At 49.5% G+C, this 16,910-nt stretch carries 13 protein-coding genes; 7 read left to right on the forward strand and 6 right to left on the reverse strand.

Annotated elements, in window-relative coordinates; all coding sequences use genetic code 11:
* Positions 1 to 109: 109 nt before the first annotated feature.
* Complete coding sequence (locus tag WFI24_RS04700) at positions 110 to 1,429, forward strand: glycoside hydrolase family 125 protein (RefSeq protein ID WP_336759147.1); 1,320 nt, start codon at positions 110 to 112, stop codon at positions 1,427 to 1,429.
* A gap of 311 nt (positions 1,430 to 1,740) precedes the next feature.
* Here the strand turns inward: WFI24_RS04700 and WFI24_RS04705 are convergent, their stop codons facing one another.
* Together WFI24_RS04705 and WFI24_RS04710 are read right to left on the reverse strand one after the other, a co-directional pair.
* A complete protein-coding gene (locus tag WFI24_RS04705) occupies positions 1,741 to 2,796 on the reverse strand; it encodes a Gfo/Idh/MocA family protein (RefSeq protein ID WP_336759149.1) in 1,056 nt (351 codons plus the stop codon).
* A gap of 75 nt (positions 2,797 to 2,871) precedes the next feature.
* Positions 2,872 to 3,759, reverse strand: a complete 888-nt coding sequence (locus WFI24_RS04710; RefSeq protein WP_336759150.1) for a sugar phosphate isomerase/epimerase family protein — start codon at positions 3,757 to 3,759, stop codon at positions 2,872 to 2,874.
* 127 nt (positions 3,760 to 3,886) lie between these two features.
* Here WFI24_RS04710 and WFI24_RS04715 point away from each other — a divergent pair, with 127 nt between their 5' ends.
* Genes WFI24_RS04715 through WFI24_RS04725 form a run of 3 tightly spaced genes read left to right on the forward strand, consistent with a single transcriptional unit; the run spans position 3,887 to position 7,062 of the window.
* On the forward strand, positions 3,887 to 4,783 hold the full coding sequence (locus WFI24_RS04715; protein ID WP_336759151.1) for a helix-turn-helix transcriptional regulator: 897 nt from the start codon (positions 3,887 to 3,889) through the stop codon (positions 4,781 to 4,783).
* 58 nt (positions 4,784 to 4,841) lie between these two features.
* Complete coding sequence (locus WFI24_RS04720; protein WP_336759153.1) at positions 4,842 to 6,161, forward strand: phytoene desaturase family protein; 1,320 nt, start codon at positions 4,842 to 4,844, stop codon at positions 6,159 to 6,161.
* Positions 6,151 to 7,062 (forward strand): RNA polymerase sigma-70 factor, encoded by a 912-nt coding sequence (locus WFI24_RS04725; protein ID WP_336759154.1) that lies wholly within the window; start codon positions 6,151 to 6,153, stop codon positions 7,060 to 7,062. The genes WFI24_RS04720 and WFI24_RS04725 overlap by 11 nt, the downstream gene beginning before the upstream one ends.
* Before the next feature lie 100 nt (positions 7,063 to 7,162).
* On the opposite strand, the gene WFI24_RS04730 is transcribed toward WFI24_RS04725, so the two are convergent.
* Positions 7,163 to 7,846: a serine/threonine protein kinase gene (locus WFI24_RS04730; RefSeq protein ID WP_336759155.1), complete on the reverse strand. Its 684-nt coding sequence runs from the start codon at positions 7,844 to 7,846 to the stop codon at positions 7,163 to 7,165.
* Between the two features lie 399 nt (positions 7,847 to 8,245).
* Here WFI24_RS04730 and WFI24_RS04735 point away from each other — a divergent pair, with 399 nt between their 5' ends.
* The gene (locus WFI24_RS04735; protein ID WP_336759157.1) at positions 8,246 to 9,163 is read left to right on the forward strand and encodes a PD-(D/E)XK nuclease family protein; all 918 of its coding nucleotides are present in this window, start codon (positions 8,246 to 8,248) and stop codon (positions 9,161 to 9,163) included.
* 160 nt (positions 9,164 to 9,323) lie between these two features.
* On the opposite strand, the gene ald is transcribed toward WFI24_RS04735, so the two are convergent.
* The gene (gene ald / locus WFI24_RS04740) at positions 9,324 to 10,457 is read right to left on the reverse strand and encodes an alanine dehydrogenase (protein ID WP_336759158.1); all 1,134 of its coding nucleotides are present in this window, start codon (positions 10,455 to 10,457) and stop codon (positions 9,324 to 9,326) included.
* Between the two features lie 189 nt (positions 10,458 to 10,646).
* Between ald and WFI24_RS04745 the strand changes: the two genes are divergently transcribed.
* Positions 10,647 to 12,317 carry a PucR family transcriptional regulator gene (locus WFI24_RS04745; RefSeq protein ID WP_336759160.1) on the forward strand — a complete coding sequence of 557 codons (1,671 nt, stop codon included), beginning with the start codon at positions 10,647 to 10,649 and terminating at the stop codon, positions 12,315 to 12,317.
* Between the two features lie 57 nt (positions 12,318 to 12,374).
* On the opposite strand, the gene WFI24_RS04750 is transcribed toward WFI24_RS04745, so the two are convergent.
* Positions 12,375 to 12,665: a hypothetical protein gene (locus WFI24_RS04750; RefSeq protein ID WP_145320813.1), complete on the reverse strand. Its 291-nt coding sequence runs from the start codon at positions 12,663 to 12,665 to the stop codon at positions 12,375 to 12,377.
* Between the two features lie 318 nt (positions 12,666 to 12,983).
* On the opposite strand from WFI24_RS04750, the gene WFI24_RS04755 reads away from it, so the two are divergent.
* Positions 12,984 to 15,053: an ATP-binding protein gene (locus tag WFI24_RS04755; protein WP_336759162.1), complete on the forward strand. Its 2,070-nt coding sequence runs from the start codon at positions 12,984 to 12,986 to the stop codon at positions 15,051 to 15,053.
* Between the two features lie 36 nt (positions 15,054 to 15,089).
* On the opposite strand, the gene WFI24_RS04760 is transcribed toward WFI24_RS04755, so the two are convergent.
* Entirely contained in the window at positions 15,090 to 16,769 is a 1,680-nt protein-coding gene (locus tag WFI24_RS04760) for a sigma-54 interaction domain-containing protein (RefSeq protein ID WP_336759163.1), read from the reverse strand.
* Between the last annotated feature and the right edge of the window lie 141 nt (positions 16,770 to 16,910).

Below are 16,910 nucleotides of genomic sequence, written 5' to 3' on the forward strand. Positions count from 1 at the left end.
TCAAGAAATCTGGGGATAACAGCGATCGGAAGGTTATTCTGCAATCGGAGTGCTGGTGTAAAAATTTTTAGCTGAACTTAAATAAACCAATTCAAAGGAGACGACATCCATGGAACAGTTCAGATTACCGAAGATCCCCATGCCGCATCTGGAACTGCCGCAAGCAGTGCAGGATATTCTGACTGAGGCAGACGAGCGTTTGCAACATAGGCCGAGATTGCTGGCCCAGTTTCGAAATTGTTTCCCCAATACGCTGGAAACGACCACGAAGCTGCTAGAGGATGGTACAACCTTTGTGATTACAGGAGATATCCCTGCCATGTGGTTAAGGGATTCAGTAGAGCAGGTTATGCATTATGTTCCGCTTGCGAAGGATGATGAGAAGTTGCAGCGTATTATCGGAGGCCTGATCAAACGGCATACGTTCTACGCTGATCAGGATATCTATGCCAATGCGTTCAATGAAACAGCAAATGGATGGCATTGGGATGCCAACGATGAGACGGAGATGTCGGCTTGGGTGTGGGAGCGAAAGTTTGAGCTGGATTCCCTTTGTTTCTCCATGAAGCTGGCTTATACATATTGGCGGGAGACGGAACTGACGGATATATTTGACGAGCGCTTCAAGAAAGTGATGGAGAATATCTTACACCTGTGGGAGATAGAACAGCATCACGCAGAGCGTTCACCTTACCGGTTCATGCGCCGTAATTGTCCAGCCCATGATACGCTGCGTAATGAAGGATTGGGTATGCCTGTGAATTACACGGGCATGATCTGGTCCGGATTTCGTCCGAGTGATGATGCCTGTGATTTTCACTATAATATTCCGGCGAACATGTTCGCTGCGGTAACCTTGCGCCAGATGGGGGAGATCGCGAGGTGGGTGTTCAGAGATGAACAGCTGGTGAGTCGTATGGCTCGTTTGGGAGAAGAGATACGACACGGTATTTCTCTGTACGGTACATACCGTCATCCAGAGTATGGGCAGATTTATGCCTATGAGACGGACGGTTACGGCAACTTTTGTCTGATGGATGATGCGGGCACGCCTGGACTGATGTCTATACCGTATATGGAGTATGCTTCGATTGAAGACAGGGTATATCAGAACACACGTCGATTCATTTTAAGTAAGGAAAATCCGTTCTATTATGAAGGGCAGGTAGCCAAAGGCATTGGCAGTCCGCATACCCCTCCGGGATACATCTGGCATATGGCGCTATCCATGCAGGGCTTAACTGCAGACAATGACGAGGAAATGCTGGCCATGATTGAGCTGCTGGAAAACACGGACGCAGGTACCGGATATATGCATGAGGGTTTCCACGCCGATGATCCCAACACGTTCACCAGACCCTGGTTTGCTTGGTCTAATAGTCTGTTCTCGCAATTGGTGTACAAGGCAATGAAAAAAGGAATTCTATAAAATGATGAAAGTTCAAAAAAAATTGCTCACTGCTCGCGAAGCAGCCGTTCCGGTTACGAATCGTTCTTTCGATCGCTGTTATCCCCGGATTTCCTGATCGCCTTTTGTAAAGTCGAAATCCGGGGATAAAGGCGACCGCGTTGCTTCTTCAGAATCGATTTCGTTCCCTGCACTACTTTTACTATCGAGCGCGACTGTTTTTTTAACGACATCATTTTTAGAATAGGAGAGTAGGTAAAAAACAAGAAAGCCCAAACTGCTAAACTTTTGCAGTTTGGGCTTTGTTTAATATGAAGTACACAGGCGCTTCGCTATGTGTTTTTCAGCAGATCGGCGATGAACACTTTCTGTCCTGTACGGGCGCTTTCGAGTGATGCGAGGACCATGGCCATACTAAACTGGTTGTCACTGCAATCGGTTTCAGGCAGTCGTCCGGATTCCAACGCAGCGAACATGTCTTCGAGACAGCCGTGATGTCCTGTTTTGTCCATGGTCGGCAGTTCCGCTTCAATCCGCTCACTTGGCTGGAAAAAGGATGGTTTGCCGTCGGCATCCAGGTGTTGCGCAGCAACCACCTCAGCATAGATATCATCATGACCATCCCAGATGGCGGTTCCTTTTTCACCCGTTACGCGCCAGCTTGCTTCCCATGATGTGGGTACACCCTCTGCGCACCATGATCCGCGATAGTTGAACACGGACCCGTCAGACATCTCAAATATGCATAGCGCCATTGCATTGCCCTGATACCAGGAACCTGGAGGGTTGAATTCATGGCAGTATACCGATACCGGATTGGCTCCGAGAATGTACCGTGCCTGATCGAACGTATGTATCGCCATATCGAGCAGCAGTGGACTTTCCATCAGATCCCGGAATCCGCCGAAGTGTGGCCCGAGGAAAAAGTCAGCCCCGGCATAACCTACCTGCCCTATAGCTCCGCCGGAAATGAGATGCTGATAGGCACGGATACGCGGATCGAACCGGCGATTTTGCATCACGGCTTGAATGCGTCCTGTGCTGTGAGCGGTTTGCACAATATCTGTGCATTCGGAGAAGGACTCCGCAAGGGGTTTCTCGCCAAAGACATGACACCCTTCCTTCAGCGCTGTCATGGCAATGCCGTAATGACTCGCCGGAATCGTGACATCGAACACGATATTCGCACCGGTCGCTTGAATGGCCTCACGGATATCGGTGAACGTAGGACAGGTGAGACCATGTCTTGCAGCGAAAGCAGTGGCTGTCTGTTCATACAGATCAACCAGCCCAACGATTTCCGTATCCGGTCTTTGCAAGGCATAGTCTGCCCACGTATTGGCCATGGCGCCACAGCCAGCGATAATTACCTGATAAGCATGACTCATCGTCTCATCTCCTTCGTATGGATTGTGTTTATACAGCTTGAATCGTGCATTACAAGGAGTGTTCAGGGAGATTTCCTACACTGGGTTTGGCACAAAATCGCCACCACGGCATTGTTTCAAATATCGTAAAGCATGCACCTGTCCGGTCATTTCGAGTTCATCTTTGTAGACTGGATCATGCCAGCCTTCAATATCAATCGTGCCCTGGTAGCCGTTCTGACGCAGAATGGTGATAATGTCTGCCCAGTTGCTATCCCCGAAGCCCGGAGTGCGGTGCCAGACAAATTCACGTGGTCCATGCACTCCATATTCCTTGACGATATCCCAGGCAATCGTGGCATCTTTACCATGTACGTGGAATACTTTGTGAGCCCATTTACGCAGCTGTGGAAGAGGATCGATCAGGCTGGACATTTGGTGGCAAGGCTCCCACTCCAGCCCGACATTTTCATCCGGAACAGCGTCGAACATCATCTCCCAGGCTGTCGGGTTATGGGCTATGTTCCAGTCGCCCGTCTGCCAGGTTCCACCCATATCACAGTTTTCAAAAGCAATGCGTACACCCCGGTCTGCTGCCCGGCGTGCCAGTTCACCGAATACTTCCTTGAAACGGGGGATGGACTCGTTGATGGGTTGATCGGTCAGGCGTCCGGTGAACCCGGAGACGATATCTGCACCGAAGAGCTGTGCATGATCGATGACTCGCTCCCAGCTCGCGAGTGTATCCGCGTTGTCTCCCGCTCCAGTTAGCGGGTTACCAAACACACTCACCGCGGAGATGACAATGCCTTGTTCATCCACGATTTCACGAACACGTTTCGCTGTCTCGGCCAGATCCAGATCGCCTGTCGTTTGCCAGAAAGTCAGATTGAATGATTCGAAACCGTGTTGCATGATCTGCGGGATCACTCGGACGGCGTCCTGCCCGCCTACAAGGGTACCGATGCGTAATGGATTTTTCATGGTTGTAATTCACTCCAATATTGGCTTATAGTACTTCGTGACACTCATTATAGACGGGGATTAAAGGGATGGCTCTAAACAATCTTGTGTAATATTAGTCGGATCTTGTGAAGAGGGGGAAGAAGTCGTGCTGGATCTGAAAGCGCTTCACGAAAACACCCGAATTGATCATAAATCGCACCCGTTTCAGTTGTTCCGAAATCGGTGTTCGGATATGAAAGCCGAAGAATGCATTCTGTATTTGCATTGGCATGAACATTTTGAACTGATTGTCATGCGAAGGGGCAGTGCGTTATTTCATATCGATAGCAAACCTTATGTCATTCGAGTGGGTGAGGTCATCATCATACCCGGAGGTGCGTTGCATGTCGGGTATGCCCTGGATGATGGGGATGTGCATTATGATTCCGTCGTGGTTAACCGTGCACTGTTTCATGATTTCACCCATGATCCCGTGCATGAGCAATATGTCGCGCCGTATCTGGAAGGCAGGGTGAGATTTCCGGTCAAACCAGCAGAGGAAAACGTAGCCTGCGTGGGCTATTATTCTTTGTTGAATGAAGCTGTAGAGGAAATGGCATCACAGCCCCCGGCTTATCAGCTGGTAGTGAAGTCCAAGTTGCATGCTTTGTTCACTCTGCTTGCTCGTACCTTTATGCCACAGCAGTTGCCAGATAGATCGGTTGGGTCGTATTTTCCTAATCGTGAACGTTTCAAACAGTTGATTGCGCAGATCGAAGCGGACCCCATAGGGAAGATGTCTGTTACCGAAGCGGCCAGCCATGTGGGACTGAATGCGTATCATTTCTGCAAAATGTTCAAAAAGCTGACCGGACGTACCTTCGTGGAATACGTGAACGGGTGCAGGATGAGTGAGGCGGAGAAACTACTGCAAGGCAGCAGTCTGACCATTACGGAGATCGCCGCCAGAGTCGGCTGTGATAACGCCAATTATTTTACGAAACTGTATAAGCAATACAAGGGGATGACTCCCTCCCAGGGGCGGTTGAAGAAGGAAGGTTGAGTCACAAAAATACTCCGTTCATCGTCATGTATGCATCAAGCGGAAGGGATTGATATACATGATACAGAATCACAATAAGCCGATATGGGATGTTGTCATCGTGGGAGCAGGCATTGCCGGATTAACCGCCTCGATATATCTGGCACGGGCGGGCCAGACTGTACTGTTGCTCGACAAAGGAAAACATCCCGGAGGCCGGGCTATTTCGACTGAGATCGCAGCCGCACGCGTAAACTTGGGAGCCCATGCTCTCAGTAAGAGTGCGCTTCCCATTCTGCAAGAGGTAGGCGTCACACCTACCGGAGCAGTACCGAAACCGCCAGGCACATTGGTGTTCGAAGGAACAAACGGCGGTTATAGGACGATTCCTCTAGCTCAGCTCTTGCTCGGATCGTTCTTGAAGTGGCAGGAGAAGTCCCAACTCCTTCGGTTCTATACTTCCCTAAGCAAGACAGACACATCTGCTCTGTGTAAAGTTAGTCTGCAGGCTCACTTGGAAGCCCAGATCTCCAGTCCACGTGTGCGCAGTGTCGTGCTTGGTCTCGTTCGTTTGAGCACGTACAGCGATGCTCCCGACCAGCTAAGTGCTGGCGCTGTCATCAAGCAGCTCAAGCAGAGCCAAGTGCTGTATATAGATGAAGGCTGGCAATTCCTCGTCAACCGGCTGACAGAACAAGCCCAGCAGGCTAACGTGTTAATCCGCACGAGCTCGGTTGTACTGGGCATTGCCGGGAGCTATCCGCAAATGATGGTCACTTTAAAAGATGGATCCCAGTTGACGACTCGTCACGTGATATCCACTGCCGGTCCAATGGATACGCTAGCTCTCCTCAATCCCGCTCTTACACCCATGGAAGCGGAAGCTTATAAAAAGTTAACTCCTGTTCGTGCCGCGTGCCTGGATCTCGTCGTATCGGGGATGCCTCAACCAAAGGCGAAATTTGTTTTAGGCGCCGATTACCCGTTGTACTACTCCAACCATTCCGCCGCGGCTTCCTTATCAGAGAACCCGGCAAACGAGGTTGTGCATGTCATGAAGTATTTGTCAGCTTCAATCCATTCGGACCCCAGGCAGGATGAACACGAGCTTAAAGGCTTTCTTGATTTCATTCAGCCGGGGTGGCGCAAGCACGTCATTCAGCAGCGTTTCCTTCCCCGAATGCTTGTCTCGCATGGCATCGTCACCGCAGCGAACGGCGGCCTCCCGGGCAGGCCTGGACCTGCGGTCAAAGGAAGACCCGGACTCTATGTTGCTGGCGATTGGGTAGGAGCTGAGGGGATGTTGATTAACGCATCCTTAGCGAGCGCGAAAGAGGCTGCTCAAATGATAATAGCAGGTAGAGAAAAGGATAAGGAAGGGATGTATCATGGAGCTTGACTTGGTATACAGAACGTACAGACCTCTTCTTCTTTCCATCGCATATCGTATGTTAGGATCTGTCACTCATGCTGAGGATTTGGTGCAGGATGCATTTGTAACGGTACAACAGCAGGATATCCATATGGAGGGTGGCCCTGTTCGTAACCTAAAAGCGTACTTATGCAAAATGGTTACGAACCGTTGTCTGGATTACTTGAAATCAACACGTAAAAAAAGAGAGGTATATATCGGGCCATGGCTGCCCGAACCTCTGGTGCAAGACTATATGGTCGCTCCAGGATCGGCTTCAGCAGCGGGACAGGACCCACTCCAAACGATTGAACTGGAAGATACGATCTCGTACGCCTTTCTTGTCATGCTTGATCGGCTAACTCCTATTGAGCGCGCGGTATTCGTTCTACGAGAAGCCTTCGAATTTGATTATTGCGATATTGCAAACTTCGTGAACAAGACGGAGCTGGGATGCCGCAAGATTTACAGTCGTCTAAAACGTAAAATCCAAGACGAGCCGGAAGTCGAGTTGACCCCCAGCGCGCAGTCCGAGCAGCTTGCACTTCGTTTCCTCCAGGCCACCTCTACTGGTGATATGGAAGGGCTCTTCAGAATGCTTTCGGACGATATCGTGCTGTATAGTGATGGTGGCGGTAAAGTCATGGCAGCAATTAAACCCGTTACATCAAGCCAGCGAGTTCTTGCGTTCATTCAAGGGCTTGTATCCAAAAGTGACAGCACGGGGGCTGTGCGGCTCGTCAAGATCAACGGACAACTTGGATTTGTATTAAGCAGCCCTTCCGAGGCAATCCCGACTGTTGTCAGCCTTGCGTTCAGAAACGACCGCGTTCAACGGATTTATCTCATGCGTAATCCAGATAAGCTGCGGCATTTGAATTTAGGGTAAGATAATTTTGGAGAGATGGCATTAGACAAACAAAACCCGGATGATCGCCAATTTCTGGCGATCATCCGGGTTATTTTATTGAAGTGAGTTTGCAACATGCTTATTTCATAAATCTGGAGAACAATCTATTCGCCTTTTTGGAGAGGTCGTCTATTTTGACATTGGCATGATCGAGTTGATTGTATCCCCATTTGATCGTTTGCAGCATACGTGGAGATATGGGCGTTCCTTTGATTCGCGGATAGATGTTGTGATAAGCCCAGACAAGATGTTCCCAGCGATTGTCATTGCCGTCCTGAATGTACTCGGATACGTCGAGCACTTTCCCGCGTCCGTTCTGGAGAAGGACATTCTTCAAATGAATGTCGCGAGGGTTCAGCCCACGGCTGCGAACGGCCTCTCGTGCTGCGTCTACATCGAGCATGACCTGCTCGGGGACGGGGATTCCTTTTTCCAAACACTCCAGCAGGGTATCACCGGGTTCAAAACTGATCACGAGGACATTTCTGCCGCTGCCGTAATAGGTAGGGAAGTATGGCAGGCCTTTAAGCTGCTCGTATACCTGCTTTTCATTTTCGAGTTTGTCCAAGGCATGATCCGAGTACATCTTGAAGGCATACTGCGGCAAGCCGTCATACGTAAATACAGCCGCATCCGTACCTGTGCCAATGCAATTCAATCCTTCTACATCGCCGATGATGTTCACGAGCTCATTCCGGTCGCTTCCGATGACTTGGATCTGTTGTAATGCCTCTTCCGCCTGGAACCAATCCGGTCGATTCATGGGTGGTGCCTCCTTTTAGGATATGCCTGTACAATTTTTTTATAAAATAATTACGTTCTACAACCCCAAAAAAGACTAATTAGCGTGTCTGGAGATCGTTAGATTTAATAAAACCGCATTATGCACGTGATAAGGTGTGTAAGATGCGTTAATTCCAGGCCCGCCCTGGGCACATACCAGCATCCCGGATTCTTTGTCCTCTATGAAGTATATTAAGCGTTCTGCTCCGCAATTTCATCTTTTGGTGATGTTACTATATAAACGATACGGATTGAATCGGAAACGGTTGCGTCAGAAGAAAATAACGGAAGCATGCTTGCGGCGAGGTTGACCTGGCTTTATACTGTGAGCATTAAGGGATCTCAAGCAGATCCGGCATATAGAAAGGCAGAAGTTCTTATGGCACAATACCCGCAGTGGTCTTATTCGCAGTCGCGGGCGAGTATGTTCGATGAGTGCCTGCGCAAATATTATTATCATTATTACGGTGCCCATAATGGCTGGAAGACAGACGCTGCGGATGAGATGCAGGTTCGTCTGTACCGTCTGAAACAGCTTAGCAATCTGTACCTTGTCTTCGGGGACCTCGCGCATCGGATGTGTGAGTCGGCGGTACGCAGCAGGGAAGAGGGCAAAGATAAACCACGTGAACACTTTCTGGAACAGACGATACGCAAGCTGCTGAATCAGGCGTATGTGGAATCCATGGATGCGGATCAGTGGCGGCTGAACCCCAAGAATCGCACGATGCTGTCCGAGATTTATTACGGGGATGATACGTTGGATGACCGGATTGCCACGATTAAGGAACGTGCTTCGGCCTGTGTCAGCAACCTGTACCAGACGCTTACGTGGGAGGACTTGTCCCGAGCAAGTACGGACATTCTGGAGATCGAGAAATGGGATACCATGATGCTGCACGATACACGTGTGTATGTGAAGATGGACTTATTGTATCGACGCAGTAACGGCAACATTGTCATTGTGGACTGGAAGACGGGCAAGGAAGATGACTTCTCCGATCAGTTAATGCTGTACGCATCCTATGTGAGAGAGCACTACCGAATTCCTTTGGAGCAGATTGAGCTGCGAGTGGAGTACCTGTTAACCGGAAAGCACCGAGAGTTTACCGCAACGGAAGAGGATATACGGAAGGTAGAAGAGAACGTAGGGCGTTACATCGAGGAGATGCGATCCTGCGTGGAGGATGAGTATTACAACCGTCCCAAGGACGTCACCTACTTTACGGCGATGCCTTCGCACCGGTCCTGCAGGGACTGCAACTTCCGGGAAGTGTGCAGCGAACGTGCGGTCTAGATCCAACTTCGTAGGAACATCAGGCCTTATACCAACGAGTTATTTCATATGTGAAAAAAATCAAGAAGCGCAAGCCGGGAACATCATCTCACCGACTTGCGCTTCTATGGCGTTCCACAGGCCTGGCGACAAGGCGCCGGGTGGAACGATCATATCAAGATTACTGGACAGCGGCGGTATTCTCCAGCGCCTGTCCCGCAGGAACATAGGCATGCCCGAGGTCCCGGGCAACCGCCTCATACGTGATGTGTCCATTCAGCACGTTGACCGCGCTGCGAATGGACGAACTGCCGCGAATCGCGGCGGCTGCACCGTGGTTCGCCAGCTGCAGCGCATAAGGCAGGGTGGCGTTGGTCAGCGCCACCGTGGACGTACGCGGTACGGCGCCTGGCATGTTCGCCACCGCGTAATGCACGACGCCATGTTTCACATAGGTCGGTTCATCGTGGGTCGTGATATGATCAATGGTCTCAACAATCCCGCCCTGATCAATCGCCACATCCACAATGACCGAGCCCGGTGCCATGGTCTTCACCACCTGCTCGCTGACAAGGGTTGGCGCCTTGGCGCCCGGAATCAGCACTGCACAGATCAACAGATCTGCCGACGCAACAGCTGTAGCAATGTTGGACGGGCTGGATACCAGCGTGTGGATCTGATTGCCGAAGATATCATCCAACTGGCGCAGACGGTTCAGATTCAGATCAAGGATGGTCACATCGGCGCCAAGACCAATAGCAATTTTGGCTGCATTCGTTCCGACTGTACCGCCACCAATAATGACGACTTTTCCCCGACTGACACCTGGTACACCGGACAACAGGATGCCCTTGCCACCTTCCGTCTTCTCCAGCAATTGTGCTCCAATCTGAGATGCCATGCGTCCTGCGACTTCACTCATAGGGGTGAGCAGAGGCAGGGTATTGTTGACCTCCAGCGTCTCATATGCAATGGCCGTTACCCGGCTTTTAATAAGAGCTTTTGCAAGCTCCGGTTCCGCAGCGAGGTGCAGGTAGGTGAACAGGATCAGCCCCGGACGAAAAAAACCGTATTCACTGGCAAGAGGTTCTTTCACCTTGATGATCATTTCGGCCTTTGTCCAAACGGACTTGGCATCATTCCGAATCTCAGCACCCGCAGCTTGATATTCATCATCCGTGAATCCACTGCCGATGCCTGCGCCTTGTTCGATCATCACTTGGTGACCGGCTCTGATGAAATCAGCAGCCCCGGCCGGAGTCATTGCTACACGATTTTCATTATTTTTGATTTCTTTGGGAATTCCGATTCTCATCGCCATGCACCTCGTCCATTTATTGGTTGTTAGCTTATACTACAAGTTTATGACCTGGATAATCGTTTTGCACCTTACTTGATGTCTAATTTTTAGGAATACAACTCAACATATTGTCGAAAAAGACTGTTCAGGACATTTGTCCATGGATTATAATGTAAGAAAAAATAACACGAAGAGGGATCGCCATTGCAAAATGATCGCGTGTTTACCATCAGAGATATCCTGGCACGTCCGGTATTTGGCCGCGCAAGGCTTGCGGCAGGGAAGGATGGGGTGAATCGGCAGGTTGGCTGGGTTCATGTTCTGGAGATTACGAATGTATCTCCATTCGTAAGCCCCCATGATCTTATTTTATCCACTGGGCTGTGGCTTCAATCGGAAGAAGGGCGTGAAGAGTATCTGCTCCAGCTTATTGGCAGTGAGGCTGCGGGGCTGTGTGTGGAGTTTGGTACCAGCATCAACGGAATTCCCGAAGAGCTGATTGAACTGGCGGATAGCCACCAGTTTCCGCTGATTGTGTTTGAACAACCGGTCCGTTTTGTCGAGATCACACAGGATATTCACTCGCTGCTCATTAATCATCAGCATCAACTGCTGAAAAGTCTGGAAGCTTACTCCCGTCAGCTTCAGCAGCGAACATTACAAAGTACGGATATGTCTGCTGTGCTCAACCTGCTGCATGAGTACGCTGCTAAGCCGGTGGTGTATATCTCGTCCATGGAACCCGGCAGCTTTGTACCTGAACTGGCTCCGGAGATGGAACAAACGATCTATACGTGGTATGAACAAGAGGTAGAACACCTGGATCTGAATGATTCTGACACCGAATTATGGTTCCACATGGATGAAGAGAAGGTTCTGCTGTGTCATCCGGTCGTCTGTTTCGGGCAGGTGTTCTCCGCTGTAGGCATGATCGTGCATCCGTCCGCTCCTGTGGAGTATCTCAAGCTGTTGCTCGATTATACAGCGAAGGCAGCGGCAGCTCTCACACTTCGTTCCCAGTTTCTTGAAGAGAAGATGGTCCGCAATCAGAACGAGCTGATCCAGGATCTAATGAATGGCAACATTCATCAGGAGGAGCAGGCTCAGACCCGAATGGGACTTCGTTTATTGGTGAAGGGACAGTATTGGTTTGCTGGAGGGGTTATAGAGATTGAACATCGGTTGAAGGGTACAGGCCGGGAGCGGATGGAAGCCAATCATCAGGATATTCTTGTTCTGCTTCGATCTTTGCTCAAGAAAAATAATCTGCCCAGCCTGATCATGCTGAAGAACAATCAGGTGTATCTGTGCTGTGCGAAGGAAGCTGTAACTGCTAATGCGCGTCATCAACTGCTGCGCTTGCTGGAAGGAATCACGCTGGATGTGAACCGGTTTGCCAGCCGTAACTTGAAACAAGTCACCATCCATGCGGGATTTGGCAAGTTACGCAGCCGTTTGACCAGCTTGCCTGAGAGCCTTCAGGAGGCCTATCAGGTGATTGAAGTTTCGAGATCGGTAGATCAGATGGAACATGTTCACTTTTACGAACGTATGGGTATATATCAAATGTTAAAAGCCTTACCCCAAGCCTTCCTGCAACCCTTTGTCCAGGATCACTTGGGTGTGCTGATTGAACATGACCAGACGAATCACTTGCGATTGGTAGAAACGCTGGCTGCCTATCTGCAGAATTTTGGTTCCAAACGGGATGCCGCTGCCCAGTTGTTTGTTCATCGGCAAACGCTGTACAACAGACTGGAGAAGCTGGAAGAGCTGATGGGACCTGATTACATGGAGCAGGAGAGAAGAATCTGTCTGGAGATGGCGCTGCTCGCGCATGCGATGATTGAGAATGGACAGTGGCAATCCTCTTGATGGGGTGTTGTGAGATGTAAGACAGACTGTGCATCGTTACACTACCTCGTGCACAGTCTAGCAGTTTTTACTGATCCGCCGAGTACGTTGTAACGAGGCGGGCAGGTGTTGCAGGGTGGGAGTAGAACGGCGTCCTCGATATAGTTTCGTTTGACCGGAGGATGGTGCCAGTGATAAAGAAGAAGGAGCAGCCAGCCGATATGGGGGTGTTGACCGGTCGGAGCGCTCTCCCGGTTCAGCCTCATTGGCTGCCATTGAAATACCGCTTTGGAGCAGCCATTCATTAAGTCGTTTGGGATTGATTCCGAGTTGTCCGCTCAGATTACAGATATCGAGGTTTTTTCTCACACAAATCCGCCTTTCTTGGAATATCGGGCTGGTAGTAAGGACTGAAAGGGAAGCATGAATTCGAGATCGGTAAATGCTCATGTACATGTTGATTGTAGCTTGATCGGCGGAATGATCCATTATGATAAGAAATAGTGCGGAGGCGTTTATGTATACCTTGTTATACGTTTCCATGTCCGCTGTTTTAAATATTTCCATTAAATTGGCTTTTAACAAGATTCTATCACTTCACATGCAATTGCGCGTCTCAATATAGTCTCATTTTTGGGAGGATATATTGTATATTAAAAGTACCAGTATCTAGTGCGGAGGACATATATGGGAAACAGTAGTGAGGCGAAATACGACAAATATGTTAAGCATGGGAAACGTTTCGTTGGTCGAGCCAAGGAACTAACGGCACTGGAGGCGTGGTTCAATCATCCGGAAGCCCCATTGACCATATTTTCAATTACGGGTATGGGGGGCATCGGTAAATCCTCCTTACTATCAGAGATGTTATCCATATCTCGGGATCAAGGTGCAACGTCAATATGGATGGACGGCCGATCATGTGGTGCGACACCTTCCGTCTTTATGGAATATTTGTCCTCGACATTAGGGCTGGAGACATTGGATGGTGAAGGTTACCCACGACCATTGAGTCTGCTGAATGACACGTCAATTGAAAAGCGAATGGTCCTGGCGGTGGATAATTATGAAGAACTTGCTCTGCTGGAAAGTTGGTTTATGGAAGTCTTCATATCCAAACTTCCGTTAAGAGGGATACTTGTCATTCTGGCCTCACGCCCGGAACTGGCATCCGCCTGGCGGACACATCCGCGATTGCATCAGCGATTTGTACCGATGAGGCTTCAACATTTTACAACGAATGAGATTACGGAGTATATCACGGTGGCGGGTTTCCTGAATAGGGGCATGGCAGGCACCATTACGAGAATGACGGATGGACATCCGCTTGGCCTGGCCCTTGCGGTGGAGGCTGCGGATCAGAGACGGAATCTTCCTCAGGCCGAATGGGCTGAGCTATCACACATGATCAGTGCACGATTATTATTGGAACTGACGAATCCCCGTCTACATCCCATGGTGGAGGTACTGACACTGATTGAGACAGCTAATCAGGAATTGTTATCATCTGTACTGGACATGACTGTGACGCAAGAAGACTACCACATGCTGAGACAGATGTCGTTTATCCGTTCCGGTCCGGATGGTCTTGGAATGCATGACATGGCTAGGGTGCATCTGTTGCGGGATTTTCGCCAGCGTGAGCCACATCGGTTGCAGACGATGCGTATCAAGATCGCGAAGCTGCTGAAACCGCTGCATGAACAGGCAGGGGCTCATGAACGTCGTCAAATCGCCCGAAAGATGCTGCTGCTCTGTCAGGAATCAATGCTTCAATACCGCAAGTACGCAGACGTGTCTCGTGATTCCTTGTTCTCGCCTCTTGAGACGATGAGAAAAGAGGATCTGCCCGCTCTGCACAGGTTGTTAGAGCAATGGTGCGAGTACAGCGTGGAACCATGGCAGGCTGTGTCCTATGGCCCCTTTCTGGATGAATTGGCACACCGTTATCCTGAAGGAATCGTATTGATGCGTGACAAGCTTGGGGAGACGATCGCCATGTTCATCACGGTACTTGTACATAGGGATAGTAGTGAGCTGCTTTTGAAATATTTTCCGAATGAGATGCATGAATGCTTCACTCTACAGGAGCTTGAGAATGACCCGGATCAGAGTGATACTCACTTTGCATTGCTGGCTGCGGCAAGAGATGACGTGCCTGGTTACACACGAGAAGAACTGGTGGGATACATGGCACTGGACCGACTCTCTCTGTTGGGTGATGGTGCGAGAGCGCTGCTGGTTGCAACGAATCCTCATCTGAAATTGTTCTTGCAGAGCATTGGGTTTCGAATGCGAGGAACACGTACGCGTGTCTGTGACAGATATGAAGATCAGGCTCATGTGCTTGATTTGGATTTGCGTAGTGGGCAGTTCGGAGCCTGGGTCATGTCTCTGCTTGATCCCGAAACACAAGAGGAACAAATACAGCCAGAAACATCGGAGGCAGATCGTGAAGTCTGGACGGAACAGGATGTTCGCAAGATGTTGGGGCATCTTCGTTCTCCGGGGGAATTGCATGAATATGCTAAGAGGATCACAGGAGTAAATGATGGTATCCAGTTACAATTGTACATACTGGACTTGCTGGAAGGCAGAGTGCATGGTGTGTCACCACAGGATCAGATGCTGCTCCATGCGGCCTACTGGACACATGCTGGCAATCCAACTGCCGCAGCCCAGACATGTTCAATGAGTCGGGCGACATTCTATCGCCATCTTCGAACAGCGCTGATCCGCTTGGCACGGATTTTGTAGTTTTTTTCATCCATTATAATGACAAGAAGAGGCTGGTCATAGACCAAGCCTCTTCATGCGATTATATAGCGTTGCCCTGGAGATGCCGAGTTGTTTCGCGAGTGTTCGTTTGTTGCCACCTGCGGCTTCCAGATATTGAATTAGAAGTTGCGCTTCATAGGTGTCCATTTTTTGTTGGTAGGTATCATCCGAATCTCCCACATTCGCAGCAATTCGAGAGTCTTGCTCCGTTTCCGTTGAATATTCACGTTCCTCGTGTTCGCTGTTGGAATGTAAATGAATTCCCGATGTCAACTGCACTTCGGTCTGTTCTTGCAGGTCAATGCAAGTGAGGGTATCAGGCAGGTATTCCGACTTGACCTCCCCATCTGTGGTCAGAATGGTCAGGCGTTCAATTACATTTCTTAGTTCTCGTACATTGCCCGGCCAATCATACTGGAACAACAGCTTGAACACTTCGGGTGGAACCAGTTCAATATGACGGTTATAGAGCAACGAGAACTCTTGCAGGAACGTCTGGGTTAATTCGTATATATCTTCCTTGCGCATACGCAGGGGAGGGATGATGAGATTGATGACGTTAAGCCGATAATACAGATCCTCACGAAATTGATTACGGGCAATCATGCTGAGCAGGTTCTGATTGGTTGCTGCAATAATCCGGCAGTCAGCCTGCTTCATACGTGTTCCCCCCACAGGAAAGTAACTCTTCTCCTGCAACACCCGAAGTAGCTTCACTTGTAGTTCCAAAGGCATCTCACCGATTTCATCCAGAAAAAGGGTACCGCCTTCGGCAAGCTCGATCTTGCCCTTTTTGCCTTTGGGATCAGCGCCAGAGAATGCGCCTTTCTCATAGCCAAATAACTCACTTTCGAACAAGGAAGCGGGAATTGCTCCGCAATTAATCGCGATAAATGGTGCCGTCGGCAATTCACGAAGATCATGAATAGCTTTGGCGAATAACTCCTTGCCTGTGCCGCTCTCTCCGAGAATAAGTACGGTTGCTGAGGTGGTGCTAATCTTGCGAATGGTCTCCAAACACTGGTGAATCACTGGGCTGCTGCCTTTGATGCGAGCAAAGGGATCTGTGTCAGGACGCAGTCTCGCAACGGCTTTCTCCAGATGCTGGACTTTAGAGGTCATATGTAATAGTTCCTGATGTAATCGGATTTCAGTTGTTATATCCACTTCGGCAGCAACTGCACCCACAATATGTCCATCCAGTTGGACAGGACGAGCATTAATCAGGGCGAACAGGTCGGGCCGTGGCTGATGCTGTTTGCGATAGACCGTTTCGCCGGTATACAACGTCTTGAGAGACTGTAGCCGATCAGGCGGAAAAAAGTCTGCCGCAGGCTTTCCGATAATATCATTTTTGCTGATCGAAAAAACATGCTCCGCGCCAGTTGTCCAGTAGGCCACCTTGGCATCTTCATTAATTAATGTCAGAGCTGAACCCGCAGTCTCCAGTGTGGTCTCAAAATAAGCTTCTATTAGGCGATGCGCATGCATCATGGCATGCAGGACATCGGACACCACGATATATCCCAGTACGGGTCCTTCATCCTGAATGAACAGATAAGAAGATGTGTCGAATAAAGAGATGGCATCTACCAGCGATGTCGATGAAGGGATACAGGGGGTGGGGAGGACCGTATCCAGAGTACCCATATCCGTGCGCAATAAAGACATTAAATCTGGAAGTAAATGTTTCATCGGTATCACCTCAGTTTGAGCATAACTTTCAGAACTGTACCTGTTACAAGGAACTCTTATGATCGGAGTAAATGGAAATATTTGAGTGAGATAGTTATCCATATTATAGCTTTCAAAGTGAAGTGTGTATAGATTTTTTGA

Source organism: Paenibacillus sp. USHLN196 (assembly GCF_037144955.1).
Classification (GTDB): Bacteria; Bacillota; Bacilli; order Paenibacillales; family Paenibacillaceae; genus Paenibacillus; species Paenibacillus xylanexedens_C.

Bases quoted from the DNA above. Each gene is read 5' to 3' on its own strand.
- WFI24_RS04700 (WP_336759147.1), top strand. From the start codon at position 110: ATGGAACAGTTCAGATTACCGAAGATCCCCATGCCGCATCTGGAACTG.
- WFI24_RS04705 (WP_336759149.1), bottom strand. From the start codon at position 2,796: ATGAGTCATGCTTATCAGGTAATTATCGCTGGCTGTGGCGCCATGGCC.
- WFI24_RS04710 (WP_336759150.1), bottom strand. From the start codon at position 3,759: ATGAAAAATCCATTACGCATCGGTACCCTTGTAGGCGGGCAGGACGCC.
- WFI24_RS04720 (WP_336759153.1), top strand. From the start codon at position 4,842: ATGATACAGAATCACAATAAGCCGATATGGGATGTTGTCATCGTGGGA.
- WFI24_RS04725 (WP_336759154.1), top strand. From the start codon at position 6,151: ATGGAGCTTGACTTGGTATACAGAACGTACAGACCTCTTCTTCTTTCC.
- WFI24_RS04730 (WP_336759155.1), bottom strand. From the start codon at position 7,846: ATGAATCGACCGGATTGGTTCCAGGCGGAAGAGGCATTACAACAGATC.
- WFI24_RS04735 (WP_336759157.1), top strand. From the start codon at position 8,246: ATGGCACAATACCCGCAGTGGTCTTATTCGCAGTCGCGGGCGAGTATG.
- ald (WP_336759158.1), bottom strand. From the start codon at position 10,457: ATGAGAATCGGAATTCCCAAAGAAATCAAAAATAATGAAAATCGTGTA.
- WFI24_RS04755 (WP_336759162.1), top strand. From the start codon at position 12,984: ATGGGAAACAGTAGTGAGGCGAAATACGACAAATATGTTAAGCATGGG.
- WFI24_RS04760 (WP_336759163.1), bottom strand. From the start codon at position 16,769: ATGAAACATTTACTTCCAGATTTAATGTCTTTATTGCGCACGGATATG.